The sequence below is a fragment of the Leisingera sp. SA215 genome, from assembly GCF_055902035.1.
Genome location: NZ_JBVVXU010000012.1, coordinates 26434 through 52552 on the forward strand (window position 1 = coordinate 26434; position 26119 = coordinate 52552).

The 26119-nt window shown below is 64.3% G+C and carries 28 protein-coding genes and 2 pseudogenes; 12 read left to right on the forward strand and 18 right to left on the reverse strand.

Annotated elements, in window-relative coordinates; translation table 11 throughout:
- Window positions 1-15: 15 nt before the first annotated feature.
- Complete coding sequence (gene nqrF, locus AC0KW6_RS13925; protein ID WP_323781846.1) at window positions 16-1239, forward strand: NADH:ubiquinone reductase (Na(+)-transporting) subunit F; 1224 nt, start codon at window positions 16-18, stop codon at window positions 1237-1239.
- A gap of 21 nt (window positions 1240-1260) precedes the next feature.
- On the opposite strand, the gene AC0KW6_RS13930 is transcribed toward nqrF, so the two are convergent.
- Complete coding sequence (locus AC0KW6_RS13930; protein ID WP_323781843.1) at window positions 1261-1515, reverse strand: hypothetical protein; 255 nt, start codon at window positions 1513-1515, stop codon at window positions 1261-1263.
- 58 nt (window positions 1516-1573) lie between these two features.
- Window positions 1574-2098: a CBS domain-containing protein gene (locus tag AC0KW6_RS13935; protein WP_323781840.1), complete on the reverse strand. Its 525-nt coding sequence runs from the start codon at window positions 2096-2098 to the stop codon at window positions 1574-1576.
- A gap of 112 nt (window positions 2099-2210) precedes the next feature.
- On the opposite strand from AC0KW6_RS13935, the gene AC0KW6_RS13940 reads away from it, so the two are divergent.
- From AC0KW6_RS13940 to AC0KW6_RS13980, 9 genes are all read left to right on the forward strand, one after another.
- Window positions 2211-2399, forward strand: coding sequence for a hypothetical protein (locus tag AC0KW6_RS13940; RefSeq protein ID WP_024092709.1), 189 nt, complete (start codon window positions 2211-2213; stop codon window positions 2397-2399).
- Between the two features lie 91 nt (window positions 2400-2490).
- Window positions 2491-3525 (forward strand): FAD:protein FMN transferase, encoded by a 1035-nt coding sequence (locus tag AC0KW6_RS13945; RefSeq protein ID WP_474035189.1) that lies wholly within the window; start codon window positions 2491-2493, stop codon window positions 3523-3525.
- Window positions 3526-3558: 33 nt separating this feature from the next.
- The gene (gene nqrM / locus AC0KW6_RS13950; protein ID WP_323781832.1) at window positions 3559-3798 is read left to right on the forward strand and encodes a (Na+)-NQR maturation NqrM; all 240 of its coding nucleotides are present in this window, start codon (window positions 3559-3561) and stop codon (window positions 3796-3798) included.
- Window positions 3799-4228: 430 nt separating this feature from the next.
- Window positions 4229-5650, forward strand: coding sequence for an aldehyde dehydrogenase family protein (locus AC0KW6_RS13955; RefSeq protein WP_474035190.1), 1422 nt, complete (start codon window positions 4229-4231; stop codon window positions 5648-5650).
- Window positions 5651-6184: 534 nt separating this feature from the next.
- On the forward strand, window positions 6185-7321 hold the full coding sequence (locus AC0KW6_RS13960) for an ABC transporter substrate-binding protein (RefSeq protein WP_323780462.1): 1137 nt from the start codon (window positions 6185-6187) through the stop codon (window positions 7319-7321).
- Window positions 7322-7388: 67 nt separating this feature from the next.
- Window positions 7389-8309: a branched-chain amino acid ABC transporter permease gene (locus AC0KW6_RS13965; RefSeq protein ID WP_323780459.1), complete on the forward strand. Its 921-nt coding sequence runs from the start codon at window positions 7389-7391 to the stop codon at window positions 8307-8309.
- A complete protein-coding gene (locus tag AC0KW6_RS13970; RefSeq protein ID WP_474035191.1) occupies window positions 8306-9295 on the forward strand; it encodes a branched-chain amino acid ABC transporter permease in 990 nt (329 codons plus the stop codon). The genes AC0KW6_RS13965 and AC0KW6_RS13970 overlap by 4 nt, the downstream gene beginning before the upstream one ends.
- Window positions 9288-10043 carry an ABC transporter ATP-binding protein gene (locus tag AC0KW6_RS13975; protein WP_474035192.1) on the forward strand — a complete coding sequence of 252 codons (756 nt, stop codon included), beginning with the start codon at window positions 9288-9290 and terminating at the stop codon, window positions 10041-10043. Before AC0KW6_RS13970 ends, AC0KW6_RS13975 begins: the two co-directional genes overlap by 8 nt.
- Window positions 10040-10729, forward strand: a complete 690-nt coding sequence (locus AC0KW6_RS13980) for an ABC transporter ATP-binding protein (protein ID WP_474035193.1) — start codon at window positions 10040-10042, stop codon at window positions 10727-10729. Before AC0KW6_RS13975 ends, AC0KW6_RS13980 begins: the two co-directional genes overlap by 4 nt.
- An 83-nt stretch (window positions 10730-10812) precedes the next feature.
- Here the strand turns inward: AC0KW6_RS13980 and AC0KW6_RS13985 are convergent.
- The 3 genes and pseudogenes from AC0KW6_RS13985 to AC0KW6_RS13995 all read right to left on the reverse strand — a co-directional run.
- A pseudogene (locus AC0KW6_RS13985) lies at window positions 10813-10893 on the reverse strand (IS6 family transposase); the annotation flags it as partial.
- A gap of 462 nt (window positions 10894-11355) precedes the next feature.
- The gene (locus AC0KW6_RS13990) at window positions 11356-11556 is read right to left on the reverse strand and encodes a hypothetical protein (protein ID WP_474035194.1); all 201 of its coding nucleotides are present in this window, start codon (window positions 11554-11556) and stop codon (window positions 11356-11358) included.
- Complete coding sequence (locus tag AC0KW6_RS13995) at window positions 11519-11713, reverse strand: hypothetical protein (protein WP_474035195.1); 195 nt, start codon at window positions 11711-11713, stop codon at window positions 11519-11521. Before AC0KW6_RS13995 ends, AC0KW6_RS13990 begins: the two co-directional genes overlap by 38 nt.
- A gap of 4 nt (window positions 11714-11717) precedes the next feature.
- Here AC0KW6_RS13995 and AC0KW6_RS14000 point away from each other — a divergent pair, with 4 nt between their 5' ends.
- On the forward strand, window positions 11718-12206 hold the full coding sequence (locus tag AC0KW6_RS14000; protein WP_474035196.1) for an Lrp/AsnC family transcriptional regulator: 489 nt from the start codon (window positions 11718-11720) through the stop codon (window positions 12204-12206).
- Window positions 12207-12272: 66 nt separating this feature from the next.
- Here AC0KW6_RS14000 and AC0KW6_RS14005 read toward each other — a convergent pair.
- The 9 genes and pseudogenes from AC0KW6_RS14005 to AC0KW6_RS14045 form a co-directional block, all read right to left on the reverse strand.
- Window positions 12273-12512: pseudogene (locus AC0KW6_RS14005) on the reverse strand (isocitrate/isopropylmalate family dehydrogenase); the annotation flags it as partial.
- Between the two features lie 4 nt (window positions 12513-12516).
- Entirely contained in the window at window positions 12517-13914 is a 1398-nt protein-coding gene (locus AC0KW6_RS14010) for an amidase (protein ID WP_474035197.1), read from the reverse strand.
- 14 nt (window positions 13915-13928) lie between these two features.
- Entirely contained in the window at window positions 13929-14654 is a 726-nt protein-coding gene (locus tag AC0KW6_RS14015) for an SDR family NAD(P)-dependent oxidoreductase (RefSeq protein WP_323780439.1), read from the reverse strand.
- Window positions 14651-15388 carry an SDR family NAD(P)-dependent oxidoreductase gene (locus tag AC0KW6_RS14020; protein WP_474035199.1) on the reverse strand — a complete coding sequence of 246 codons (738 nt, stop codon included), beginning with the start codon at window positions 15386-15388 and terminating at the stop codon, window positions 14651-14653. The genes AC0KW6_RS14015 and AC0KW6_RS14020 overlap by 4 nt, the downstream gene beginning before the upstream one ends.
- Entirely contained in the window at window positions 15385-16224 is an 840-nt protein-coding gene (locus tag AC0KW6_RS14025; RefSeq protein WP_474035200.1) for a polysaccharide deacetylase family protein, read from the reverse strand. The genes AC0KW6_RS14020 and AC0KW6_RS14025 overlap by 4 nt, the downstream gene beginning before the upstream one ends.
- Window positions 16225-16238: 14 nt before the next feature.
- Window positions 16239-17027, reverse strand: coding sequence for an ABC transporter permease (locus AC0KW6_RS14030; protein WP_323780430.1), 789 nt, complete (start codon window positions 17025-17027; stop codon window positions 16239-16241).
- A complete protein-coding gene (locus AC0KW6_RS14035) occupies window positions 17024-17875 on the reverse strand; it encodes an ABC transporter permease (protein ID WP_474035201.1) in 852 nt (283 codons plus the stop codon). The genes AC0KW6_RS14030 and AC0KW6_RS14035 overlap by 4 nt, the downstream gene beginning before the upstream one ends.
- Window positions 17872-18939: an ABC transporter ATP-binding protein gene (locus tag AC0KW6_RS14040; RefSeq protein ID WP_474035202.1), complete on the reverse strand. Its 1068-nt coding sequence runs from the start codon at window positions 18937-18939 to the stop codon at window positions 17872-17874. Before AC0KW6_RS14040 ends, AC0KW6_RS14035 begins: the two co-directional genes overlap by 4 nt.
- 80 nt (window positions 18940-19019) lie before the next feature.
- Entirely contained in the window at window positions 19020-20063 is a 1044-nt protein-coding gene (locus tag AC0KW6_RS14045) for an ABC transporter substrate-binding protein (protein WP_474035203.1), read from the reverse strand.
- Between AC0KW6_RS14045 and AC0KW6_RS14050 the strand changes: the two genes are divergently transcribed.
- Window positions 20009-20749, forward strand: a complete 741-nt coding sequence (locus tag AC0KW6_RS14050) for a MarR family winged helix-turn-helix transcriptional regulator (RefSeq protein WP_323780065.1) — start codon at window positions 20009-20011, stop codon at window positions 20747-20749. The genes AC0KW6_RS14045 and AC0KW6_RS14050 overlap by 55 nt on opposite strands.
- A gap of 367 nt (window positions 20750-21116) precedes the next feature.
- Here AC0KW6_RS14050 and lpdA read toward each other — a convergent pair whose 3' ends face one another.
- Genes lpdA through AC0KW6_RS14070 form a run of 4 tightly spaced genes read right to left on the reverse strand, consistent with a single transcriptional unit; the run spans window position 21117 to window position 26029 of the window.
- The gene (lpdA, locus tag AC0KW6_RS14055; RefSeq protein WP_474035204.1) at window positions 21117-22475 is read right to left on the reverse strand and encodes a dihydrolipoyl dehydrogenase; all 1359 of its coding nucleotides are present in this window, start codon (window positions 22473-22475) and stop codon (window positions 21117-21119) included.
- Window positions 22476-23774: a dihydrolipoamide acetyltransferase family protein gene (locus AC0KW6_RS14060; protein WP_474035205.1), complete on the reverse strand. Its 1299-nt coding sequence runs from the start codon at window positions 23772-23774 to the stop codon at window positions 22476-22478.
- Window positions 23775-23778: 4 nt separating this feature from the next.
- The gene (locus AC0KW6_RS14065) at window positions 23779-24792 is read right to left on the reverse strand and encodes an alpha-ketoacid dehydrogenase subunit beta (RefSeq protein ID WP_323780058.1); all 1014 of its coding nucleotides are present in this window, start codon (window positions 24790-24792) and stop codon (window positions 23779-23781) included.
- A gap of 1 nt (window position 24793) precedes the next feature.
- Window positions 24794-26029: a 3-methyl-2-oxobutanoate dehydrogenase (2-methylpropanoyl-transferring) subunit alpha gene (locus tag AC0KW6_RS14070; RefSeq protein WP_323780055.1), complete on the reverse strand. Its 1236-nt coding sequence runs from the start codon at window positions 26027-26029 to the stop codon at window positions 24794-24796.
- Window positions 26030-26119 lie beyond the last annotated feature (90 nt).

The following is a 26119-nucleotide window of genomic DNA, read 5'->3' on the forward strand; positions in this document are numbered from 1 at the left end:
GGAGAGCGCGGAAACATGGAAACTTTCACGCTCGGCGTTGTTCTGTTCACAGTGATCGTGCTGGGACTGGTGGCCCTCATTCTGGCTGCCCGCTCCCGGCTGGTCTCAACCGGCAACGTCAACATCACCATCAACGGTGAAAAAACCATCTCGGTGCCTGCGGGCGGCAAACTGCTGCAAACGCTGGCGGCGGAAAAACTGTTCGTCCCCTCCGCCTGCGGCGGCGGCGGCACCTGTGCCCAGTGCCGGGTGCGGGTGCATTCCGGCGGCGGCTCGATCCTGCCGACCGAGGAAAGCCATATCACCAAGCGCGAAGCGGGCTGCGGCGACCGCCTGTCCTGTCAGGTTGCGGTCAAGCAGGACATGGAAGTCGAGGTGCCCGAGGAAGTCTTCGGCGTCAAGAAGTGGCGTTGCAAGGTGCGCTCGAACGACAACGTGGCGACCTTCATCAAGGCGCTGGTGCTGGAACTGCCCGAAGGCGAGGATGTGAACTTCCGCGCCGGCGGTTATATCCAGATCGAGGCACCTGCGCACCAGCTGGCCTATACCGACTTCGACATTCAGGAAGAGTACCGCGAGGATTGGGACCGCTTCAATCTGTGGCAGTACAAATCCCAGGTGGCTGAGCCGGTCGAGCGCGCCTATTCGATGGCGAACTACCCGGACGAGAAGGGCATTATCATGCTCAACGTCCGTGTTGCCTCGCCGCCGCCGGGATCCGAGGGTATTCCCGCCGGTCAGATGTCGTCCTACATCTTCAATCTGAAGCCGGGCGATGAGGTTACCATTTCCGGTCCGTTCGGCGAGTTCTTTGCCCGCGACACCCAGAAGGAAATGGTCTTTATCGGCGGTGGCGCCGGCATGGCGCCGATGCGCAGCCATATCTTCGACCAGCTGAAGCGGCTGCAGAACCGCGACCGCAAGATCAGCTTCTGGTACGGTGCGCGCTCGAAAAAAGAGATGTTCTTTGTCGAGGACTTCGACCAGCTGGCCGAGGAGTTCGACAACTTTGAATGGCACGTCGCCCTCTCTGACGCCCAGCCCGAGGACGACTGGAAAGGCTACACCGGCTTTATCCACAACGTTCTGTTCGAGGAATACCTCAAGAACCACCCGGCGCCGGAAGACTGCGAGTTCTACATGTGCGGCCCGCCGATCATGAACCAGTCGGTGATCAACATGCTGCTGGATCTGGGCGTGGACCGCGAGGATATCATGCTGGACGACTTTGGCGGCTGAGCCGGAGCGCAGAGCGGACCATCAAAAACCCCGGTTGGAAACATGACGCATACCGGGTTGTGGAAGATAAGAAGGCCCCGGCGGTTTTTTGCCGGGGCCTTTGCCGTACGGCACGGGGCCGGCATCGCGCTGGCCTGCCGAAGGTGCGGGGAAATGCTGCTTGAAAACCAGCAGCGCCTGCAAAAGCCGTCCTCGTCCGCCAAGCGGCCTCTGGCGCATCGTGCTGCAAACGGCAGCATTGTTGCTGAGCAGGCTGACATTCGTGTCTTTATGCACCGGCGCAGGACACAAGGCCCGGACCGGTGCAGTTGCCGGAAACATTCGCTGGTGCTGCTTAACCGACGATCATCTGCTTCATCCGCAGGGCTTCATACTCCAGCTCTTGCAGGCGGAAGTTCACCACGTCGCCGACGGTGATCATGCCGCAGAGTTTACCGTCCTTCAGCACGGGCAGGTGGCGGAAGCGGCCTTCGTTCATCACCTTGGCGACATCGATCAGCAGCTCGTCCGGGCCGCAGGTCTGCACCTCGCGGGTCATGATGTCCTCGACCAGCTGCGGCAGGGTGTGGCCGGGGGTTTCTGCCAGGCGGCGCACGATGTCGCGTTCCGACAGGATGCCCTGCAGTGCGCCGTTCTGGTCGGTGACCACCAGTGCGCCGATGTGTTTTTCCTTCAGCGCCTCGACCGCGTGGCCGAGGGTGTCTTTCGGGCGGATCGAGAAGATCGCGTCGCCCTTGGCCTCCAGCAGTTTGGCGACGGTGGACTGGCCGTGCGATAAATTCGACTCTGGCGATTGGCTGTGGCTTTTCTGTCCGGCCTTGTCGCCCCGGGTTGGAGGCTGGTATGAGAACGGTGCCATGCGCGGGGTTTCCTCCTGTATCCTGCATCAGGTCATGCCCCCATCTTAGCGGCGGAATATGATCCGGGAAGGGGTGAAATGACGCGAGCGCTAACAACGGCGGAAAAACAACATGTTCGAGACCCTCTACCTGACCCCCGTCACCGGCGCGCTGACCGTTTTTCTGGTGGTGGTCTGCGGCCACATGTACCGCCAGACCTGGAAGACTGAAGCGCCCAATGCGCGGCTGCGGGCCTGGCTGTTCGGGGTGCCTGCGGCCTTGGGCCTGCTGGCGCTGGCTTTTGTGCCGCTGAAGTTCTGACGCCCTGTGAAACGCCCTGTCAGGCGCCATGTTTGACTTTGGGCCGGGGCAGGGGCATAGCAGCGCCAGAATTGCCGCCGGAGATGCCCCAATGCCCAAAAGCTTTCTGCTTGTCCTGATCCTGCCCGCTGCCCTGCTGCTACAGGGCTGCTGGTTCGGCAGTGCGCCGGAAGAGGTCCGCCTGTCCGGGCAGACAATGGGCACCACCTACAGTGTCATTGCGATTGGCAATGATCTGGACCAGGCCGCATTAAGCGAGGCAGTGGAGGGGACGCTGGCGTCGGTCAACGCCAAGATGTCGAACTGGGATCCGGCCTCGGAAGTTTCTACCTTTTCCGCCGCCCGCAGCACTGCGCCGGTGCGGGTGTCGCCGGAGTTTGCCCATGTGCTGGCCGCAGCCAACGACGTGCATCAAAAGACCGGCGGCAAGTTTGACGTGACATTGGGCCCGCTGATAGAGCTGTGGGGGTTCGGCCCGCGCAAACCCGAGGACCCGGTGCCGTCCGATGACGCCATTGAAAAGGCGCTGGATGGGGTCGGGCAGGCCCGGCTCCTGACCCTGGATGCCGCGGCGGGCACGCTGAAGAAGTCCGCGCCGGAGACCGGCATCAACCTGTCAGCCATCGCCAAGGGCTATGGCGTTGATGCAGTGGCGGCGGCGCTGGAGGGGGCCGGGGTAGACCGCTACATGGTGGAGATCGGCGGCGATCTGGTGGCCAAGGGCGAAAATGCCAAGGGTGAGGACTGGCGCATCGGCATCGAGAAACCCGATGCCGCGGCACAGAGAGTGCAGCTGATCGTGCCGGTCAGCAATCTGGGGCTGGCGACCTCGGGCGACTACCGCAACTATTTCGAGTATGAGGGCGAGCGCTATTCCCATATCCTCGACCCGGTGGCAGGGCGGCCGGTGACGCACCGCACCGCCTCGGTCACGGTGATTGCGGAGAACGCCATGCTGGCGGATGCCTGGGCCACCGCGATGCTGGTTCTGGGCCGCGAAAACGGCCTGGAGCTTGCCGAAGCGCATAAACTTGCCGTGTTTTTCATCGATCGGGACGTGCAAGCCGGTGCGGATGCCTATATGACCGCTGCCAGCAGCGCGTTTGAGGCGCTGACCGGAAACTGAAGCCGCTGCCAAGCTATCCTGCGAGGGACCCCCATGAGCACCTTTCTTCTGGCCTTTATCCTGCTGCTGATTGTCACCTTGGGCATGTCGCTGGGGGTGATCCTGATGGGCAAGAAGATCAAGGGCAGCTGCGGCGGTCTCAATGCGATTTCCGGCGCCGACAAATGCGTGGTCTGCGCAAAGGACATCGACCCCGACAGCCCGCTGCGCGACAAGCTGCAGTGCAAGCGCGCCCGGCAGATGGTCGAACAGATGCAGCAGGAACAGGCCTGAGACCGCTTTGGGGCCTGTCCCGCAGCGGAACTGAACGCCTGACCTTGTCCAGACGCTGCTGAAGTAGCGGCGCCCAGCCTTTGCCCGGTGAAATCTTCAATCCGGCCCAGGCCGGTGCCAGGCCGCGGCGGGCGTCTTTGCCGGAGACTGATGCGCCCAGCCCGCAGCCGGCGTGTTTCGCAAAGCCCATCCATTCTGTCGTTTTTGATGTGCCGGGGCGGCGGCAGGGCGGTCATTCTCCGATGCCAGCACAGGCAGTGCGGGAGGGGTGGAAGAGTGTTTGGCAGGGGTCCGCCTGTGCTTGACGGCGGCAGCCCCGCCCTCCACTGTCTTTGAGACCGCAGGGCCGGTCCCGGCTCGGCTGCAGTGGCCAGCCTGGCCTTTCCGGGCGCCTGAGCTGCAATCACCAGGCAATAGTGAGACTGATCTGATGGACCTGAAAAAATTCTATATCGGCGGCGCCTGGGTGGCACCGCATTCCAGCCGCGAATTTCCGGTGCTGAACCCGGCGACGGAAGAACAGATCGGCAGCATTATCCTGGGCGATGAGACGGATGTGAACACTGCGGTGGCGGCGGCCAAGGCGGCGTTTGACAGCTTTTCCCGCACCTCGCGCGACGAGAGGATTGCGCTGCTGGAGCGGCTGCTGGAGATCAGCAACGCGCGCCGCGAGGAGATGGCGCAGGCCTTGAGCGCGGAAATGGGCGCGCCGGTTTCGATGGCGCGGAACGACCAGGCGGATGCGGGCATTGGCCACTTGAAAGGAATTCTGGAGGCGCTGAAATCCCAGCAGCTGCGCGAGACCCTGGCCAACGGCGATATTCTGGTGCGCGAGCCGATCGGGGTCTGCGGCCTGATCACGCCCTGGAACTGGCCGGTGAACCAGATTGCACTGAAAGTGCTGCCGGCGCTGGCAACCGGCTGCACCTGCGTGCTGAAGCCGTCGGAGCATACGCCAATGTCAGCGGCGGTCTATGCGCAGATGATCCATGACGCCGGCTATCCGGCGGGGGTGTTCAACCTGATCCATGGCGATGGGCCTACTGTCGGCGCGGGGCTGTCGCGGCACAGGGACGTGGACATGATGTCCTTTACCGGGTCGACCCGGGCGGGGGTGGCGGTGGCCAAGGATTCTGCCGATACGGTTAAGCGTGTGACGCTGGAGCTGGGCGGCAAGTCGCCGAATCTGGTTTTTGCAGATGCGGACCTGCAGGAGAAGGTCACCGCTTCGGTGCTGGAATGCATGTACAACACCGGCCAAAGCTGCGACGCGCCGACCCGGATGCTGGTGGAGCGCAGCTGCTATGATCAGGTGCTGAAGATCGCCAAGGCGGCGGCCGAGGGTCAGGCGGTGGGTGATCCGGCTGAGGAGGGCGATCACATCGGCCCGATGTTCGACCGTATCCAGTTCGACCGGGTGCAAAGCATGATCCAGACCGGCATCGACGAAGGCGCCACCGTTCTGACCGGCGGGCTGGGACGGCCCGAGGGGCTGGACAAGGGCTGGTATGTGCGCCCCACGGTCTTTGCCGATGTGACCAACGGCATGGCGATTGCCCAGCAGGAAATCTTTGGCCCGGTGCTGGTGATCATCCCGTTTGAGGACGAAGAAGACGCCATCCGGATCGCCAATGACACGCCTTACGGGCTGGCGGCCTATCTGCAGACCGGCGATCCGGAGCGGGCCGAGCGGGTTGCTGCCCGCCTGCGCGCCGGCGCGGTGCATATCAACGGCGGCGGCTTCAATTATGGCTCGCCCTTTGGCGGCTACAAACAGTCCGGCAATGGCCGCGAAGGCGGCATGCTGGGGCTGGAAGACTATCAGGAAGTCAAAACCCTGCATTTCGGCTAAGTCTCTTCCCCTTCCGGCGGGGCCTGCTGCCGGGAGGAAACGCTGCCGGATGATTTCCGGGGTGCGGCCGGACGTGGTGCTCTAGGGCGGCACTTCGGCGACACTGACTCATGGACCAGGTTTTGATGAGAAACTGGCGCAGGAGATCCAAGCGGGCGTCGGTGCGCTGTCCTTTACCGCCGCAGGAGCGCTGGTTGATACCGTTCAGGCATTGGGCCGCAACCGGGTGGGCTTCTCCTCCCCCGACCTGGGCGAAAATACTTCGGGGAGCGCAAGGGGCCGGCCCCTCGCTGCCCCGGGTGCGGTCTCCGAAACGGTTCCGGCCCGGCAGGCCATCAATGCCGTCCTATATATTTTATGCTTGAAATAAATCTTCAAGCCTGCGTAGGCTTGTTTCAAGGGCTGGCAAAAGACCAGCCGGGGAGATGCGGGCTGCCGCGGGTCTTGGCTTCTGCCGGGGCGGCGTTAAAGTCGCAAGCATCTGATCCATAACCCTGGCTTCGGACCGGGGCATATTCTGGGAGGAAAGACGTAATGAAGACCATTCGGATGCTCGCCATGGCAGCGGCGGTCCCGGCGCTGGCGGCTGCGGCCCAGGCCGACACCAAGATTGGCATGATCACCACCCTGTCCGGCGGCGGCGCGGGCCTGGGCGTGGACGTGCGCGACGGCTTTATGCTGGCGATCGAACAGGACGGCCGCGACGGCGTTGAAGTGGTGATCGAGGACGATCAGCGCAAGCCCGATGCGGCGGTGCAGATTGCTGACCGGATGATCCAGTCCGAGAAGGTGGATATTCTGACCGGCATCATCTGGTCCAACCTGGCGATGGCGGTGGTGCCCGCGGCCACTGCGCAGGGCGTGTTCTACCTGTCGCCCAACGCCGGACCGTCGGCGCTGGCGGGCAAGCGCTGCCATCCGAATTACTTCAACGTTGCCTGGCAGAACGACAACCTGCATGAGGCCGCCGGCGCCTATGCCAATGATGCAGGGCTGAAAAACAGCTTTATCCTGGCGCCGAACTATCCGGCGGGCAAGGACGCGCTGACCGGCTACAAACGCATGTACGAGGGCGAGCTGGCGGGCGAGATCTATACCAAGCTGGGGCAGACCGACTATGCGGCGGAAATCGCGCAGGTCCGGGCCTCGGGCGCGGATTCGGTCTATTTCTTCCTGCCCGGCGGCATGGGGATTTCTTTCCTGAAACAATATGCGGGCAGCGGTGTGGACCTGCCTGTGGTCGGCCCGGCGTTCTCGTTTGATCAGGGCATCCTGCAGGCGGTGGGTGATGCCGCCCTGGGGGTCAAGAACACCTCGCAGTGGAACAAGGACATCGACAATGCGGCCAACGCAGCCTTCGTCGCTGCCTTCCAGGAGAAATACGGCCGTCTGCCCTCGCTTTATGCCAGCCAGGGCTTTGACACTGCCAATCTGATCCTGAGTGCGCTGGACAAGGCAGAGCCGGCCGATCAGGACGCGTTCCGCGCAGCGCTGAAAGCGGCGGATTTCGACTCGGTCCGCGGCGATTTCAAGTTCGGAGACAACCACCACCCGGTGCAGGACATTTATGTCCGTGAGGTGATCAAGGAAGGCGATGTCTTCACCAACAAGATCATTGCCACCGGTCTGACCGGCCACGCCGACGCTTACGCCGGCGAGTGCAAGATGTAAGACAAACCGTCAAGCGGAGACGCCACTGCGTCTCCGCCGCGGCATGGCTTCCCGTTCGGAAATTCAAATGACCTATATTCTAGTTCTGGAGCAGATCCTGAACGGGCTGCAGTTCGGTGTCATGCTGTTTCTGATGGCAGCCGGTCTGACGCTGGTATTCGGGGTGATGGGGCTGATCAACCTGGCCCATGGTTCGCTTTACATGGTCGGCGCTTTTGCTGCCGCCGCGGTGGCTGGCTGGACCGGATCGTTTCTGCTGGCGCTGGCGGCGAGCCTTGCGGCAGCCGCTGCCGCCGGCGCGCTGATGGAGCTGGTGGTGATCCGCCGCCTTTACCGGCGCAACCACTTGGACCAGGTGCTGGCGACCTTCGCATTGATCCTGGTATTTTCCGAAGGCACCCGCTGGCTGTTCGGATCTTTCCCGCTGTTTCTGGACGTGCCGTCCTATCTGTCCGGGCCCATCAGCCTGCCGGGCGGCATCGAATACCCGCTCTACCGGCTTGCCATCATCCTGATCGGATTGGCAATTGCCGCGGGGCTGTTCCTGCTGATCGCCCGCACCCGCATCGGCATCCAGATCCGCGCGGGCGAGGCCGACCGCGAGATGATTGCCGCCCTTGGCGTCGATATTTCCAAACTCTACACGCTGGTGTTTGCCCTTGGCGCCGCATTGGCCGGGCTGGCCGGTGCGCTGGTGGGGGCAATCCAATCGGTGCAGGTCGGGATGGGCGAACCGGTTCTGATCCTGGCCTTCGTGGTGATTGTCATCGGCGGCATCGGCTCGATCAAGGGGGCCTTGGCGGGGGCGCTGCTGGTCGGGATGACCGACACTTTGGGCGGCGTGTTCCTGCCGCGGCTTTTCACCCTGTTCATGGAGCCTGCCAGTGCGGCCTCGGCGGGCGCGTCGCTCGCCTCGATGCTGATTTACATCTTGATGGCGGGGGTTCTTTTGGTGCGCCCATCGGGCCTTTATGGAGGGAGCACATGATGGTGACCCGCGAAAGCCTGCTGAACTGGGCAATGATTGCAGCCCTTTTGCTGGTGCCGCTGGCGGCCTGGTCGCTGGATGAACCGTTCATCATCACCCTGGCGACCAAGGCCGCGATCCTGGCGCTGGCCGGGGTTGGCCTGAACATTGCCTTGGGGCTGAGCGGGCTGATCAGCTTGGGTCATGCGGCGTTTTTCGGGATCGGCGGTTATGCCATGGGCATTCTTGCCGCTCATGCACAGAATTACGAGCCTTTGTTCGAATGGCCGTTCCTGTTTGAGGGCAGCAACCAGATGCCGCTGATCTGGCTGGTGGCTGTGGTGTTCAGCGCGCTGGCGGCGCTGGTGATCGGGGCGTTGTCTTTGCGTACCTCCGGTGTCTATTTCATCATGATCACATTGGCTTTCGGCCAGATGCTCTATTATTTCGCGATCAGCTGGAGCGCCTATGGCGGCGAAGACGGGCTGTCGATCTGGGTCCGCAATGATTTTCCGGGGCTGAACACGCTGGACCCGATCCAGTTCTTTGCAATTGCCTATGTGATCCTGTGCGGCGCGCTGTTTTTTGCCGCCCGGCTGGCGCGCTCGCCATTTGGTCTGGCACTGGCCGCCGCCCGCCAGAACGAAGACCGGGTTGAGGCGGTGGGCCTGACCCCGTTTACCCTGCGGCTGACGGCCTTTGTGATTTCCGGCGCCATCACCGGGCTGGCGGGGGCGCTGTTTGCGGATCTGAACCGCTTTGTCAGCCCCACCATGCTGAGCTGGCACACCAGCGGCGAGATCATGATCTTTGTGATCCTGGGCGGAGTCGGGCGGCTCTATGGGCCGGTGGCCGGTGCGGCGCTGTATATCCTGCTGGAGCATCTCTTGGGCGGCATCAGCGATTACTGGCAAATCTTTCTGGGCGTGCTGCTGCTGCTGATTGTGCTGTTTGCCCGCGGCGGGTTGATCGGAGCGATTGCCGGACGGGAGAAGGCGCATGGCTGATCTGGTGCTGAAAACCGAAAACCTGTGCAAGAGCTTTGGCGCGCTGAAGGCCAGCTGCGATGTCTCGCTGGATTTGCGGGCGGGAGAAATCCACGCGCTGATCGGCCCCAATGGGGCGGGAAAATCCACCCTTATCAAACAGATCGCCGGAAACTTTGCCCCCGACAGCGGCACAGTGGAATTGCTGGGCCGCGATGTCACCGCACTGGATACGGTGGCGCGGGCGCGGATGGGGCTGGGGCGGACGTTTCAGATCTCGGCGCTGGCGATGGACTACTCCGTGCTGCAGAACGCGGTGCTGGGCGCGCTTGGCGGCCAGGGGCGGGTGTTCCGCTTTTTCCGCAACGTGATGGAGGATCCGGCGCTGCTGGAGGCGGCCCGCGACGCGCTGGAGCGGGTTGGGCTGACTCAGGATGCACATCGGCGGACCGCCGACCTGTCGCACGGCCAGCGCCGCCAGCTGGAGGTCGCGGTGGCGCTGACGCTGAAGCCGAAGCTGTTTTTGATGGATGAGCCAATGGCCGGGCTCGGGTCCGCAGGCTCAAAGGCGCTGACCGGGTTTCTTGACGGTTTGCGCGAGCAAGCACCGATCCTGCTGGTGGAACATGACATGGACGCGGTCTTTGCGCTGGCCGACCGGATCAGCGTGCTGGTTTACGGCCAGATCATCGCCACCGGCACCGCGGCGGAAATCCGCGCCAACGCCGAGGTGCGCCGTGCCTACCTGGGAGAGGAGGACGCCGCATGAGCCTGCTGTCATTACAAGGGGTTGAGGCGTCTTATGGCCCGGCGCAGGCGCTGTTCGGGGTCGATCTGGAGATTGCTGAGGGCGAAGTGGTGGCGCTGATGGGCCGCAATGGCATGGGTAAATCGACCACCATCAAGACCATCTGCGGGATGCTGGCGGCATCCCGAGGCGAGCTGCGGTTTGACGGTCACGACCTGCGCCAGCTGCCGTCGCACAAGATCGCCCGGCTGGGTATCGGTCTGGTGCCGGAAGGGCGCCGGTGCTTTGCGCCTTTGACGGTTGAGGAAAACCTGACGGCCGCAGCGCGCCCCGGCCCGTGGGATTTCAAGAAAGTAGCAGAGCTGTTTCCGCGGCTGGAGGAGCGGCGAAGCCAGAAAGCCGGGTCATTGTCAGGCGGCGAACAGCAGATGCTGACCATCAGCCGCGCCTTGATGACCAACCCGCGGCTGCTGATCCTGGACGAGGCGACCGAGGGTTTGGCGCCGGTGGTACGGCAGGAGATCTGGGCGGCGATTGCCTGGCTTAAGACCAGCGCCGGGCTGGCCATTCTGGTTGTCGACAAATCCTTGAAGGAACTGTCGGCCATTGCCGACCGCGCGGTGATCCTCAACAAGGGCAGCAACGCCTGGGAGGGCCGCATAGGAGAGCTTCCGGCCGATATAGCGGATCAGTTTCTGGGTGTGTAAGGTGTTGCAACAGCACCGTAAAGTTAACTTGCTTGGCTAGAAGGCCGGACTGGTTTCGATGTTCGGACGGCTTCGAGTTGAGCGATGCCGCGCCCGGCCAGAAGGTCTTCGACCATGCGCAGGCTCGGGGGAAACCGGAAGAACCGCCAGACCGCACGGGCAATCCCGCCGGGCGGGAAACGGTGGCGGCGATAGAGGCGGGCATGCCAAGAATTTCAGCATCGCGCTGCGCCCCGGCGGTGTCCGCATGACGCCGCTCCATGATGTGTTGAGGGCACAGAAGGCCGTAGACGATGTAAAGCTTCGCCAGACCCGGATGATGCGCCTCGCCATGGCAGTGGACGGGCACTATCCGATCAATGAGGTGGTGCCGCGACATTTTCCTGGCAGCCAAGGCGGCGGGGTAAGGTCTTGGCCTAGTTGAACAGGTTCAGGCGGAAATCGTGCTGCAGCTTGAACCTGCTATGCAAAAATACCGTGGCGACCTGCCAACCGGGCTGCCGCAACTTTTGACGGAACCGATTGCCCATGGCGTCGGGATACGGCTGAGCGCGCTTTAGGTGATTGGGTGAGGCCTGAATGTGACAATAGGGCAAAGAACTGATGCGGTGGATGCCCGCTCAGGGTCAGACTGGTGCTGCTTGGTCTGCTATGCGACCGGGTTCACCGGCCCAGCCTTCGAGCAGCCTGATCCGCTGTTCAAAGCTGCTAGCACGCTGTGTGCCCTGCTCGGATAAAGAAAACTTCAGTGTGAAGCGGGCATCGTCCCGCTTCTCGAACTGCAGCGTTTCAAACTCCAGCCCCATTCGGCGCGCCAGATCCATCATCCTGCAGGCCGTATTCATCGGATCTGTGCAATCTAAATTCCCGTACATCATCTTTCACCTTCCATTGACAGAACCTTATCCTGCCTGGGGTGAGAGGTTCTTTTTCTTTACCTTGTGAAATCGTATTTGAAAGAAGTATAATTTCTGCAATTTTCATTTTGGTGAAAGAATCTGCTGTGCCAGTAAGTGCCTTCGATCAGTTCGACCGCAAGATCCTGCAAGCCTTGGCCGAAGACGGGCGTATCTCAAATTCTCAGCTGGCACAAAAAATCGGACTTTCTCCCAGCCCTTGCTGGCAACGGGTACGCCGGTTGGAGAAAGAGGGGGTGATCAGCGGCTACCGCGCAATCCTGGATCAGGCAAAGCTCGGTGCGCCCGAGGTTGTGATGATCGAAGTTGTGCTGGACCGGCATGATGACGAAATTCTTGAAGCCTTCGGCACAACCATGGAAAGGATCCCGGAAGTGCTGGAGGTGCATTTGACCACTGGCGAATACGATTATCTGATCAAGGTGGCCGTGAATGGCACCCGCGGTTACGAGGAATTCCTGAGGAACAAACTCTACCGGGTCCCAGGGATACGCCATACGCGCTCGAGCTTTGTACTGCGGAGCCTGAAAAACGTGCAGGCCTATTTGCCGCCGGGCTAAGGCATTTGACTCCTAGCGAGCCAAGGAAACTGCGTGACCCATTCTGCCCGCATGCAGCACCTGAAATCAGAGGCTTGCCTCCAGGACGGCAAGCACAGCATCGCCCATTTGGCTGGTCGAAACCGGCTCAACACCGTCCTCGCCCAGCAGGTCTGCCGAGCGCACGCTGTCGGCCAGAACCTTTTCAACCGCCGCTTCCAGGCGGTCGGCCTCGGACCCCTGGTCGAAGCTGCAGCGCAGCGCCATGGCAAAGCTGAGGATGCAGGCGACCGGGTTGCCCTTGCCCTGGCCAGCGATGCCGGGGGCGGGCTCAGTGTCCTGCTGCGAGATCGAAGGCAAAGACCTGTTCGGCCAAGGCAGCGGTATCCAGCAGGAAATCCTCCTGATACCAGGGGGCAATCATGTGAAAGCCCGCGGGCAGGCCAGTGGAATCCCAGCCGCAAGGGATCGAGATCGAAGGGTGGCCGGTCATATTGGTGGCAAAGGTGTAGGGGTACCAGGACGCACGCACCCGCCCGGCCGGGATGCCATTGATGGGCACTGGCGTGTGCGGATCCTGGCTGTGCGGCAGCGGCGGGGCGGACAGCGTCGGCGAGGCGATCAGGTCGAAGCGCGCCAGCACCTGCTGCACCTGCTGGAAGGCACGGGTGCGCGCGGCGCCGGCCGCGGCGAGGTCCAGCGCGCTGTGGCGGCGGCCGTTTTCCACATGCACCACCAGGCTTGGGTCGAGATCGGCGCGCCGGGTGTCGAGCACCGCCCCGGCGCGTGCGGCCAGCAGGGTTTCGAGAACCACCATGAAATGCGGCTCGAGCGCGGCAAAATCGAGCGTGATCTCCTGGACCTCGGCGCCCTCGGCGGCAAGCTGCGCGATCGCCTTGGCGCTGAGCGCTGCAATGCCGTGGTCGACCGGGTTGCCCGCCTGCGGCAGCCAGGCAATCCGCAGCCCCTTCAGCACTTGGCAGCGGCGCGGCGCAGGGTGTTGCGCCTGACCGAAGGGGTCGCGCCGGTCAAAGCCGCGGATCACGTCGAACAGGAGCCGGGTGTCGGCCACGTTGCGCGCCATCGGCGCGACATGGACATTGCTGGAAAACAGATCGCCCGCCTGCAGGTTGGGCACGCTGCCGAGCGTCGGTTTCAGCCCGACGGTGCCGCAGCAGGCCGAGGGGATGCGAACCGAGCCGCCGCCGTCGGTGCCGAGCGCGATCGGCCCCATGCCAGCGGCCAGCGCCACTGCTGCACCGCCGCTGGAGCCGCCCGGGGTGACGTCCGGCGAATGCGGGTTGAGGGTGCGGCCGAACAGCGGCGCCGAGGTGTGGATCTTGTGCCCGTATTCCGGCGTGGTGGTCTTGCCGAACAGGATCGCCCCGGCGGCGCCGGCGCGGGCCACCGCAACCGCGTCCTCCTCGGGGACAAAATCCGCTGCGGTCTTGGATCCCATGGTGGTTGCAACGCCGCGGGTGAGGGTCAGGTCCTTCACCGAATAGGGCAGCCCGTGCAACGCGGGCAGGTCGCCGCCTCTCTGCTGCAGCGCCTCGGCTGCGCGGGCGGCCTCCAGCGCCGCCTCCGGCTGCAGGCTGACGAATGCGTTCAGATCGCGCCGCGCCTCGGTGCGGTCCAGCACCGCCTGCATCACCTCCACCGGCGAGTATTGGTTCCGGCGATAGCCGCGGGCGAGGTCCACCGCGCCCAGATCCGCGAGATCGGTCATCTGTTCCAGCTCCTTCAAATCATCCAGCGGCCGCCGTCGAGCAGCAGCGTCTGGCCGGTCATGAACCTGGCCCCGTCCGAGGCGAGAAAGCCCACCGCCGCGGCCACGTCTTCGGGGGTGCCGACAAAGCCGGCCGGGGTGGCCGCCTTGATCCGTTCCAGCACCTCGGGCGCGAGCCGGTCATGGGCGCGGGTGCGGATGGCGCCGGGCGCCACCGCGTTGACCGTCACCCCGTGCGGTGCCAGTTCGCGCGCCAATGCGCGGGTGAAGCCGATGATGCCCATTTTGGCGGCTGCGTAATCGGCCAGCCCCGCGTCGCCGCAGAAGGCGGCGTCGCTGGACATGTTAATGATCCGGCCCCATCCGCGCGCCTGCATGCCCGGGGCGGCCATCCGCGCCATCCGCATGGCCGAGACCAGGGAAATCTCCAGCACGAAGCGCCAGGTGGCCTCTTCGGAGGCCGCAAACAGCGAGCCTTTTTCCCGGGCGCTCTGGCCGAGGTTGTTGAACAGGATGTCGACCGGACCCAGCTCTGCCTCGGTCTGTGCAAGCGCGGCGGCCATGGCGGCGGGGGCGGTGCCGTCCGCCTCGATGGCGAGGATGCCACCGGGCAATTGAGTGAGGGCTTTGGCGTCGATGTCGGTGACTGCAACCCGGCAGCCCTGTGCTGCCAGATGCAAGGCTGCCGCCGCACCGATGCCGCCCGCGCCGCCGGTGATCAGTGCGGTGCGCGCGGTCAATGGAAGCTCCGCCCGCCGTCGACCGCAAGTGTAATGCCGGTCACATAGGTCGAATCAGGTCCGGTCAGGTACAGGATGGCGCCCGCGATTTCGGCCGGTGCCGCCACCCGGTGCATCGCGTAGCGGGCCTTGATGGTGGAGAGCCGCTCCTCGGCGTTCTGGTAGTCTTCGTAGGAGCTGCGGAACAGCGGGGTGTCGACCGCGCCGGGGCAGACGGTGTTGACGCGGATGTCTTCGGGGCCAAGCTCCATCGCCAGGCACTTGCCGAACATGTTGAGCCCGGCCTTGCTGGCGCAATAGGCGGTGCGGTGGCTGAGCGGCGACAGCCCGGCCGCGGAGGAGACGTTGACGATGGTTCCGGAGCCGGCGGCGCGCAGATGCGGCAGCGCCGCCTGGGCGAGGAACATGGCGCCCGACAGGTTCACTGCGATGACCCGGTCCCAGTCTGCCGCGGTCATTTCCGCGGCCGGCGATTCCAGATCAATGCCGGCGCAGTTCACCAGCCCGTCGAGCCCGCCAAGCGCGGCAGCCGCGCCCGCTGCGGCGGCGCGGCAGGCGGCGGGGTCGGAAATGTCGCCGCCGAACACCGCCACATCGCCGTCCCGCTTGGTTTCTTCGAGGTCGAAAGCGGCCAGACGGGCTCCCTCGGCGGCAAAGCGGGCCAGCGTTTCGCGGCCGATGCCGCTGGCGGCGCCGGCGATCAGGATGCGGCGGTCTTTGAGCAGCCCGCTCATGCCCCGGCCTCGTCAGCGGCGGCGGCATCCAGCAGCACGCCGCGGATCTCATCCGTCATCTCGTCGCAGCGCCCGGTCCAGACGTTCGAGTGCCGGCGCACGTAAGTCAGGAACTGGTCGAGCACCCACAGCCGCGAGGGCTGGCCGATGATCTGCGGATGCATCCCGACCATCATCATCCGGTCCTCGGCCCGCAGCATATCGAATTCCAGCTTCCAGGCTTCCAGCAGCGCCGAGGGCGCCTGCATGGTCCGGCCCGGCAGGGTGATCGAATAGTGGAAGAACGGCGCATCATCCAGCACCCAGCGGAAGGGCAGTTCGACGATGCCGGTGGGCTGGCCGCCGATTTCCAGCAGGTAGGGCTCATCATCGTCGAAGAAGTTCGACGAGTAATCGAAGCCGTATTCCTGGATCAGGCCGAGCGTGTGGGCGCTGAACTCGGCCGCGGGCGAGCGCCAGCCGCGGGGCCGGTACCCGGCGGCCGTCCGGATTGCCTCGATCCCTTTCTCCATCTCCTCGCGTTCCTGTTCCAGCGACAGCTGGGTGATCCAGGTGTGGGTGTGCGAATGGTGGGCGATCTCGTGGCCGCCTTCCAGAATTGCCTCCACGATCCGGGGATGCGCCTCGACCACCAGGCCGGGCACGAAGAATGTGCAGCTGATCTCGTGTTTGCGCAGCAGATCAAGCACCCGCCAGATTCCGCGTTTCCAGCCGTAGCGGCCCTGGGACATCACGATGGGGCGGTCCGCGTTGGCCTTGTCGCGCGCAGTCCACATGGTTTCCGCATCGAAGTCGAAGGTGAGGAAAAGCGGGAAGCCTTTCGAGGTAAAGGACATTTTTGGAACTCCCGTCAGACGAAGCGCGAGAAGCCGACCCAGCGCTCGGCGATGGCCAGCGCGGCCCCGGTGAGCAGGATCAGGATGGTGGAGATGGCCGCGAGGCCCGGATCGACGCCGCCTTGGTCGATGGCGGTGAAGATCTTGACCGGCAGGGTGCTTTGGCCCGGGCCGAGCAGGAAGATCGTCACCGGCACGTTGTCGAGCGAGGTGATGAAGGAGAAGAACCCGCCCGCGACCAGCCCGGGCTTGAGCAGCGGCAGGGTGACCAGCCGGAAGGCGGTGAAGCCGCCCGCGCCCAGCGTGCCCGCGGCTTCCTCGAGGTCGACGCTGACGCCTGCGAGGCTCGACAGGCAGGCGCGCACTACATAGGGCGAGGTCAGAACCACGTGGCTGGCAACGAGCGCGAGGAAGTTGCCGCGCCAGCCGAGATGGGCGTAGAACTGCAGCAGGGCGACCCCGATCACCACCGCCGGGAACACCAGCGGCGCCATCAGGAAGGAGGCGAGCGCATCCGAGCCCGGCAGAAGGCGGCGGTTGATCGCATAGGCCGCGGCGGTGCCCAGCACCATGGACGTCAGCGTTGCCAGCAGCGCCAGCCCGAGGCTGAAGCCGATCGCCGACAGCCAGTCCGGATCCGTGAGCACCGCGCCGAACCAGCGCAGGGTAAAGCCCTGCGGCGGGAAGGTGAGATAGGAGGTCTCGGTGAAGGAGCTGAGAGCGACCACGATCACCGGCAGCTGCAGGAACAGCAGCACGGCGGCGGCGGCGGCGGTCAGCAGGATCGACGGGCGCGCGTTCATGCCAGCCCCCCGGACCATTTGCGGGCCACGCGCCCGGCGCCCCAGATGATCAGCAGGGTGATCGCGGTGAGGATGAAGGCAAAGGAGGTGCCTGAGGGCCAGTCCAGTTTTTGCATGAATTCGTCGTAGATCAGGGTTGCCATCACCTTGTAGGCGGGGCCGCCCAGCAGGCGCGGCGTGACCAGCGCGCTGATGGTCAGCACAAAGACCAGGATCGAGCCCGCGAGAATGCCCGGTGCGGTGAGCGGCAGGGTGATGGTGAAGAAGATCCGCAGCTTGCTGGCGGCCAGTGTGGCGGCGGCCTGTTCGACATCGCGCGGCACGTTCTGGATTGCCGTCAGCAGCATCAGCACCATAAACGGCAGGTAGATATGGGTGAGGCCGATCACCAGGCCGGTCATGTTGAACAGCATCTTAATTGGACTGTCGATCAGGCCGATCTCCATCAGCAGATTGTTCACCACGCCGCGGTTCGCAAGCAGGGTGATCCAGCCGAAGGAGCGCACCACCAGGTTCAGAAACAGCGGGAAGATCACCAGCAGGGTTGCCGCCGCCCGCCAGGCCGGAGTAGTGCGGGCCATGAAATAGGCCAAGGGGTAGCCAAGCAGGAAACACAGGAAGGTGACCAGCGAGCCCATCCACAGGGTGCGCCCGATGATCTCGCGGTAGTAGTCGTCGGTCAGCAGACGGGTGTAGTTCTGCAGCGTCCAGGCCTCTGAGGTGCCAGTGCCGGGGACATACTCATGCAAGCTCTGCGGCAGCATCAGCAGCACCGGGGCAAGGAACAGGCCGAGCAGCACCAGCAGCAGGGGGGAGGCCAGCCCGATGCCCTTGAACGGCCCGCTCATGGGCCCGCTCCGGCGGCAACCGGCGCAACAAAGGCGCGGTCCATGTCGATCTGCAGCGCAACCTCCTGGCCCGGTTCAAAGCCGCCCGAAGGGCCGCTGGCATCGACCTCAGCGACCATTTCCACGCCAGGGGCGAGATCGGCCACATATTGGACCCGCGCACCGATGAAGGAGCGCAGCCGCACCCGGCCGTGCAGGCCGCCATCGGCACCGGGCGGCAGAACGCCGATGTCCTCATGGCGGATCACCGCCTCGACCTCGGCGCCCTGCGCCGCCGCGCCCGGCCGCACCGGCAGTGCCAGCCCGCCGCCGATGGCGATGGCGCCGTCCCGCAGCAGGCCGGCGTAGCGGTTGGAGCGGCCGATGAAAGTGGCAACAAAGGCGTTAGCCGGATCGCGGTAGATCGACTCGGGGCTCGAGAACTGCTGGATCCGGCCCTGCGCCAGGATGCAGATGCGGTCGGAAATCGACATCGCCTCGGACTGGTCGTGGGTGACAAAGACGCTGGTGATGCCCAGTTGCTTCTGCAGCTGTTTCAGCTCGATCTGCATGCGGTCGCGCAGCTGCGCATCGAGGTTCGAGAGCGGCTCGTCGAACAGCAGCAGGCGCGGGCGGGGGGCAATGGCGCGGGCCAGCGCAACGCGCTGCTGCTGGCCGCCCGACAGCTGGCGCGGAAAACGGTCCGCCAGATGCGCCAGCTGCACCATGCCAAGCGCTTCCTCCACCTTGGCGGTCAGGCTGCTGCCGCGGGCCCCGCGGCGGCGCAGGCCGAAGGCGACGTTTTCAAAGACGGTCATGTGGGGAAACAGGGCATAGGACTGGAACACCAGCCCGATGTCGCGCCGGGCCACCGGCGTGCCGGTGATGTCCTCGCCTGCAACTCGGATGCGGCCGCCGCTGGGTTCCAGCAGGCCCGCGATCATCCGCAGGATCGTGGTCTTGCCGCAGCCGGAAGGGCCCAGCAGGGACACCAGCTCGCCCTCCTCAATGGCAAGCGAGACGCCGTCCACGACATCCACCTGCCCGTAGCTTTTCCTCAGCTGTTCCAGCTCTAGCCTAGCCATGGCGCATTCCTGTCCGAGGGTTGGGGCGGTGCGGCCCGGTTCAACCGGCCGCACTGCAAAAAAGGGTGGGAAAGGCGGCGTCAGCGGGCGACTTCGCGCTGCCAGCGGTCGATCCAGCCCGGCAATTGCGCCGAGGTCACCGCCGGGTCCAGAAACCACAGGGATTCCAGCGTCGCACCGTTCGGCACGATGGCGGCGGCCTTTTCGGACAGCTCGGCCTTGAGGTTGATCGGCCCTGCATATTTGGTTTCGGCAAAGCATTCCTGCACCTCTTTCGACAGCACCGTGTCGACAAAGGAGGCCGCGAGTTCCTTCCGGCTGCTGCCTTCGGGGATGAGCAGGGCAGGGCGGATGCCGACGGCGCCTTCCTCGGGGTAAGCGATGGCGATTGGCAGGCCCTCGTCCGCGGCAGAGCCGGCCCGGTCGGGATACCAGGGCGCCATCGCCACGTCGCCGCGTGCAAACAGCGCCAGCAGCTGGTCGGCCTGAGTGTATTGCACGACCGCCTCCTGGGCGAGGGGACGGATGGCGTTAATGCCCGGGGTCACATCCTCGAGCGAACCGCCCTCCATCCGGTTGACGGCCAGCAGAAACTGCCAGCCCGCGGTGCCGGTGACATCGCCGATCGCCACCTGGCCCTTGTAGGCATCGTCGAACAGATCGCGCCAGCTGGATGGCGGTGTTTCTACCATCTCGGGGTTGTAGGCAATTGCGGTGGCGCCGGTCATGAACACCACAAAGGCATCATCCGGACCAAAGGCGCGCGGGTCCAGTTCTGCTGCACTGTCCAGTGCGGCGCGGTCCAGCGGGTGCAGCAGGTTTTCGGCCTTGAGCTGCATTGCCGCAGAATCGTCGATGTAAACAACGTCGTAATCCGAGCTGCCGCCCATCGCGCGCACCGAAGCGGCGTGCTGGACCGAATTCCCGAGCACGGTTTCGACGGTAGCGCCGGTTGCCTGCTCGAACACCGGAATATGACAGGATTTGACCGCATCAAGGAAAGAGCCGCCAAAGGTGGCAATGGTCAGTTTTTCCTGAGCCGCCAGAGGCGAGGCAAGCGTGAAGGCGCTTGCAGCCAAAGCTGCAATACCGGGCAGAACGCGCCCTTTGCCGCGAAGTGTCATGGTGGTCTCCCTGTCTCTGTTGTCTGCTCTTCACGATGGGCGCACTGGTGTGTTTCTGTCAAGAAAGTTTTTTAAAAACCTTTCTGGAAAGCTTTTATTTCACGCTTGTCAGGAGCAATCAGAACAGGGAACATGCGGATAAGACAGAAAGGATTCCGATGCAGAAGCTGCGCCAGAAACGTTTTACCACTGGTCCGACACCGGAAGACCGTGTGCGCAACGGGTTGGATATGTGGCGCCGGGAGGTGCCGGATCTTGATATCTCCGGCAAGGAAATCTGCGCCCGGCTGGTTGCGCTGAACAGTGCGCTTATGCAGCGTTTGAACGCTGCCCTCGCGCCCTACGGCCTCAAATACCCGGAGTACGGGGTTTTGGCGACGCTTCGGGCATCTGGTGCGCCTTACAAGATGAGTCCCAAACAGCTGCTGGAGACAATGTTTTTCACCTCAGGCGGCATGTCAAACATGCTGAACAGGCTCGACCGCAAGGGGCTTATCTCGCGCAGCGGTGACGCAAACGACCGCCGGGTGACGCTGGTGGCCCTGACGGCAGAAGGCATTGCCCTTGCGGATGAAACCATGGAGTTGCAAGCAAGGCTTGAGGCAGATTTCTGCCACGGATTTCAAGCGGCTGAGCAGGAGGACCTGGCCGCCGGGCTATCTGCTCTGCTGGATGGGCAGGAGTAAGTGTCCTGATGAAAGATCGTCAGGGGCAATTGTATGGGCCCGGCCGCTTTCGAGCGGCAAATCTTCCTACGTCTATAGGAGAAGGAGACATGCCAAGGAAATCGTGCGTATCGGGCCGGATCTGGCAAGGAATCTATTCCAGATTCACGGAGTAGACAGTGAAGAGCGGGTTGTTCCGGACGAGATACTTCAGACCGGACGGGACAAGCGCACCGCAACACGCTCGTGCTGGTCAAGGTATTGAAGCGACTTGGTTTTATCCCTTAACGGACCGTGACGGGCAGCGGATACCCTGTTGCAGGGTCCTGAGGCAGGAACGCTGCCCTTTCGGAAGGCCCTCTGGTTACGGTGCCGTGCCCCGCGGGCGTCAGACGTGCAGCGCGTGCCCCAGTGCGCGCAGGCAGGCCTCCTGAAGCCCTTCCGACTGAGTAGGATGGGCGTGGATGGTCGCGGCGATGTCCTCGAGGCAGGCCCCCATTTCGATTGCCAGTGAAAAGGCTGCCGACAGTTCAGAAACACCGGCACCAACTGCCTGAATTCCCAGCACCGCGTGATCGGCGTCGCGCCAGACAACACGGATGAAGCCGTCCTCGCGCTCGGTTGTCATCGCCCGGCCATTGGCGGCAAAGGGAAACTCGGTGGCCTTGCTGCCCTCAACCTCGCCCGGCAGGGCGCCGCAGGTGACGATTTCGGGATCGGTGAAACATACGGCGGGAATGGCGCGTTTGTCCCATTCGACAGCATGACCCGCGACATGCTCGGCCACCATCTCGCCCTGCGCCATGGCCCGGTGGGCCAGCATCGGCTCGCCGGTGACATCGCCGATCGCGTAGATGCCGCGCATCGAGGTCTGGCAGGTCTTGTCGATGCGGATGAATGGGCCGTTCAGGGTCAGTGCCAGCTCATCAACGCCGATGCCTTCGGTGCGCGGGCGGCGGCCGACGGTGACAAGGGCTTTCTTCGCCTGGATCTCGCCCTGGCTAGTGGTCAGAATGCCATCGGCATAGCCTTTGGCCTTGGCACCGGTGAGAACCTGTACGCCCAGCGTTTCCAGCTGCTTGGCGACGGGCCGGGTCAGGGCCTGATCGTACAGCGGCAGGATGCGGTCCTCGGCTTCGACCACGGTGACCTTGGCGCCGAGCTTGGCAAAGGCGGTGCCCAGCTCCAGCCCGATATAGCCTGCGCCGACCACGGCGAGGCTCTCGGGCACCGCCTGCAGCGCCAGCGCCTCGGTTGACGACAGGATGCTGCCGCCGAAGGGCAGCGAGGGTAGTGCCACCGGCGCTGAGCCAGAGGCGATCACGATGCGCTCGGCGCGGATCTGGGTGGTTTCCCCGCCGCGCTTGACTACCACGGTTTTGCCATCGAGGAATCGCGCGCTGCCCTCGAACAGGCGTACGCCCGCCTTGCGCATCAGCCCGTTCACGCCGCCGGTCAGCCGCTGCACAATGCCGTCCTTCCAGGCCATGGTGCGGCTGAGGTCGATTTCGGGCTTGCCTGCGGAGATGCCGAGCGGCCCCTCGGCTGCGTGGGTCATCTTAAAAAACTCGTCGGCGGCATGGATCAGCGCCTTGGAGGGGATGCAGCCCACGTTGAGGCAGGTGCCGCCGGGCTTGGCTTCGTCCACCACGATGGTGTTCATCCCCAGCTGCCCGGCGCGGATGGCGCAGACATAGCCGCCGGGGCCCGCGCCGATGATAAGCAGTTTGCACTTCAGATCAGTCATTCAGCCCTCGACAAACAGCATGGCCGGATTTTCCAGCAGGGATTTCAGTTTCTGCACAAAAACCGCCGCGTCCCAGCCGTCGATCACCCGGTGATCGAAGGAGCAGGAGATGTTCATCATCTGGCGCGGCCGGAATTGCTGGCCGTCCCAGACCGGGCGGATCTGCATCTTGTTGACGCCGACAATTGCCACCTCGGGGTGGTTGATGATCGGCGTGGTGGCAATTGCACCGAGCGGCCCCAGCGAGGTGATGGTGATGGTGCCGCCGGTCAGTTCTTCGCGCTTAATCGAGCCGTCGCGGGCGGCCTCGGCCAGGCGGGCAAGCTCGCCCGCGTTGTCCCACAGGCTGTTGGCCTCCGCGTGATGCAGCACCGGCACGTTGAGCCCCTGCGGTGTCTGCGTCGCAACCCCGATATGGACGCCGCCGTAACGTTGGATCACGCCTTCTTCGTCATCGTAGCGCGCATTCAGGCCGGGCTGTTCGCGCACCGCCTCGACGATGGCGCGCATCAGAAAGGGCAGCAAGGTCAGCTTGGGGCGGCTGCCCTCGTGCTTCTTGTTGAGCGCCGCGCGCAGATCCTCCAGCGCGCCCATCTCCACCTCCTCGACGATGGTGATATGCGGAATCTGCCGTTTCGACAGCGCCATCTTATCGGCGATCTTGCGGCGCATACCGATGACGCGCTGTTCCTCGACGCCGGTGTTGCGGCCGCGGGTGACGCTGCCTTGGCGGATGCCACCGGATTCGATCCAGTTGTCGAGATCGTCGTGGCTGATACGCCCGCCCGGCCCGGTGCCGGGCACATGGCGAAGGTCGAGGCCTTCGGAGCGCGCCCGGGCCCGCACCGAGGGTGCGGCAAGGGGCTTGCTGCCTTCGGGCCGCGGCAGGCGGTGGCCGGCCTTCTTTGCCACCGGAACAGGGGCCGGCGCGGGTGGCGGTTCCGGCGTGTCCTCCGCCTGCGTGTCCGCCTCCGGTTTTGCGTCCGGCACGGGCTGCGGCGCCGGGGCGCTGGGTTTGGCCGCGTCAGAGGCCGATCCGGGCGCCTCGTTGCCCTCGCCCTCGACCTCGATCCGGATCAGCACCGAACCGATCGCCATCATCTGGCCGATCTCGCCGCCCAGTTCCAGCACCTTGCCGGACACCGCGGAGGGCACCTCGACCGCGGCCTTGTCGGTCATCACCGCCGCCAGGGTATCATCCTCGCGCACGATGTCGCCGGGTTTGACGTGCCACTCGGTCAGCTCCGCCTCGGCAATGCCTTCCCCCACATCGGGAAGGCGCATGGCAAACACACCCATCCGGTCAGCCCTCCATCACTTTTTTCAATGCCTCGCCAACACGGGCGGGGCCGGGGAAATACTCCCATTCCTGCGCATGCGGATAGGGCGTGTCCCAGCCGGTGACCCGGATCATCGGCGCTTCCAGGTGGTAGAAACAGCTCTCCTGCACCAGGCTCATCAGCTCTGCCCCGAACCCGGAGGTGCGCGTCGCCTCATGCACGATTACGCAGCGGCCGGTCTTCTCCACCGAGGCCGTGACCGTGTCGAGATCAAGCGGCAGCAGGGTGCGCAGGTCAATCACTTCGGCGTCGACACCGCTGGCTTCCGCTGCGGCCTCGGCCACATAAACCATCGTGCCGTAGGCCAGAACCGTGACATCGGCGCCGTTGCGGGTGATGCTGGCCTTGCCCAGCGGCACGATCCCGGCGCCCTCGGGCACTTCACCCTTGGGGTGGTTCTTCCAGCTGGTGACCGGGCGGTCGTGGTAGCCGTCAAAGGGCCCGTTATACAGCCGTTTCGGTTCCAGGAAGATCACCGGATCGGGATCCTCGATGGCGGCCAGCAGCAGCCCTTTGGCGTCGCGCGGGTTGGAGGGCACCACCACCTTCAAACCAGAGACATGGGTAAACAGCGCCTCCGGGCTCTGGCTGTGGGTCTGGCCGCCGAAGATGCCGCCGCCGGTGGGCATGCGGATCACCAGCGGGCAGGTGAAATCGGCGTTGGAGCGGTGCCGCAGCCGCGCCGCTTCGGAGACGATCTGGTCAAAGGCGGGGTAGACGTAATCGGCGAACTGCATCTCGATCACCGGTTTCAGCCCGTAGGCGGCCATGCCGATGGCGGTGCCGACAATGCCGGATTCGTTGATCGGCGCGTCAAAGCAGCGCGATTTGCCGTATTTCTGCTGCAGGCCGGCGGTGCAGCGGAACACGCCGCCGAAGAAACCAACATCCTCGCCGAAGACAACGACGCGGTCATCTGCCGCCATTGCAACATCATGGGCCTCGCGGATGGCCTCGATCATGGTCATGCTGGCCATCTCAGTACCCCGCTTCCTGCCGCTGCCGGATCAGATGCGGCGGCATCGTCTCATAGACGCCTTCGAACATGTCGCGCGGGCTGGGCGCGTTGCCATCGCCGAGCGTTCCGACCGCTTCGGCCTGCTTCTGGGTGCGCACGACCTCGTCCAGAATTTCCGCCTCGGCCTGCGTGTGGCGCTCTTGGCTCCACTCGCCGATGGTGATGAGGTGGGTTTTCAGGCGCTCGATCGGGTCGCCCAGCGGCCAGGCCGCGGCTTCGCGCCGGGAGCGGTAGGCGGCGGGATCGTCGCTGGTGGAATGGCCGCCGGCGCGGTAGGTGACATGTTCGATCAGCGTTGGCCCGTGGCCGCGGCGCGCCCGCTCGCAGGCCCATTTCGCCACCGCATGCACAGCGAGGTAGTCATTGCCGTCGACCCGGATCGACGCGATGCCGAAGCCATGGCCGCGGGCCGCAAATGTGCCGACACCGCCGCGGGCGATGCCCTGGAACGTGGAGATGGCCCACTGGTTGTTGACGATGTTCAGCACCACAGGCGCGTCGTAGGTCGAGGCAAAGACCATGGCGGAGTGAAAGTCGCTCTCGGCGGTGGAGCCGTCGCCGATCCAGCCGCTGGCGATCTTGGTGTCGCCCGAGATCGCCGAGGCCATTGCCCAGCCGACCGACTGAACGAACTGGGTTCCGAGGTTGCCGGAAATAGAGAAGAACCCGTGCTCCTTGGATGAATACATGATCGGCAGCTGGCGGCCGTGCAACGGGTCGTCGGCGTTGGAGTAGATCTGATTCATCATGGTCAGCATCGGATAGCCGCCCGCGATCAGCAGCCCGGCCTGCCGGTAGGTCGGGAAATTCATGTCGCCCGGTTTCAGCGCTTTGGAAAAGGCGCAGGCCACCGCCTCCTCCCCGAGGTGCTGCATGTAAAAGCTGGTCTTGCCCTGGCGCTGCGCATTCAGCATGCGGGCGTCGAAAGTGCGCAGGGTCAGCATGTGGCGCAAGCCTTCGCGCAGTTCGTCCGGGTTCAGCGCGCCGGCCCAGTCGCCGACCGCCTCGCCGTTTTTGGCAAGGACGCGGACGATGGAAAAGGCCATGTCGCGGATCGCGTCGGGATCCACATCGACCGGAGGGCGCTTGACCGCCCCGGCGCGCGGGATTTCAAAATCCGAGAAATCAGGCGTGACGCCCGGGCGGCAGCCGGGTTCCGGCACCTTCAGCGATAGCGGCGGGAAGTCATCACTCATGCGGTACCTCTCGTTTCCGGGCAGGACCGGGCATCGCGACTGAAAACGAATGCGGCGCGGTACCGGTCTCCCCAGCTTAGCAAAGCCCAT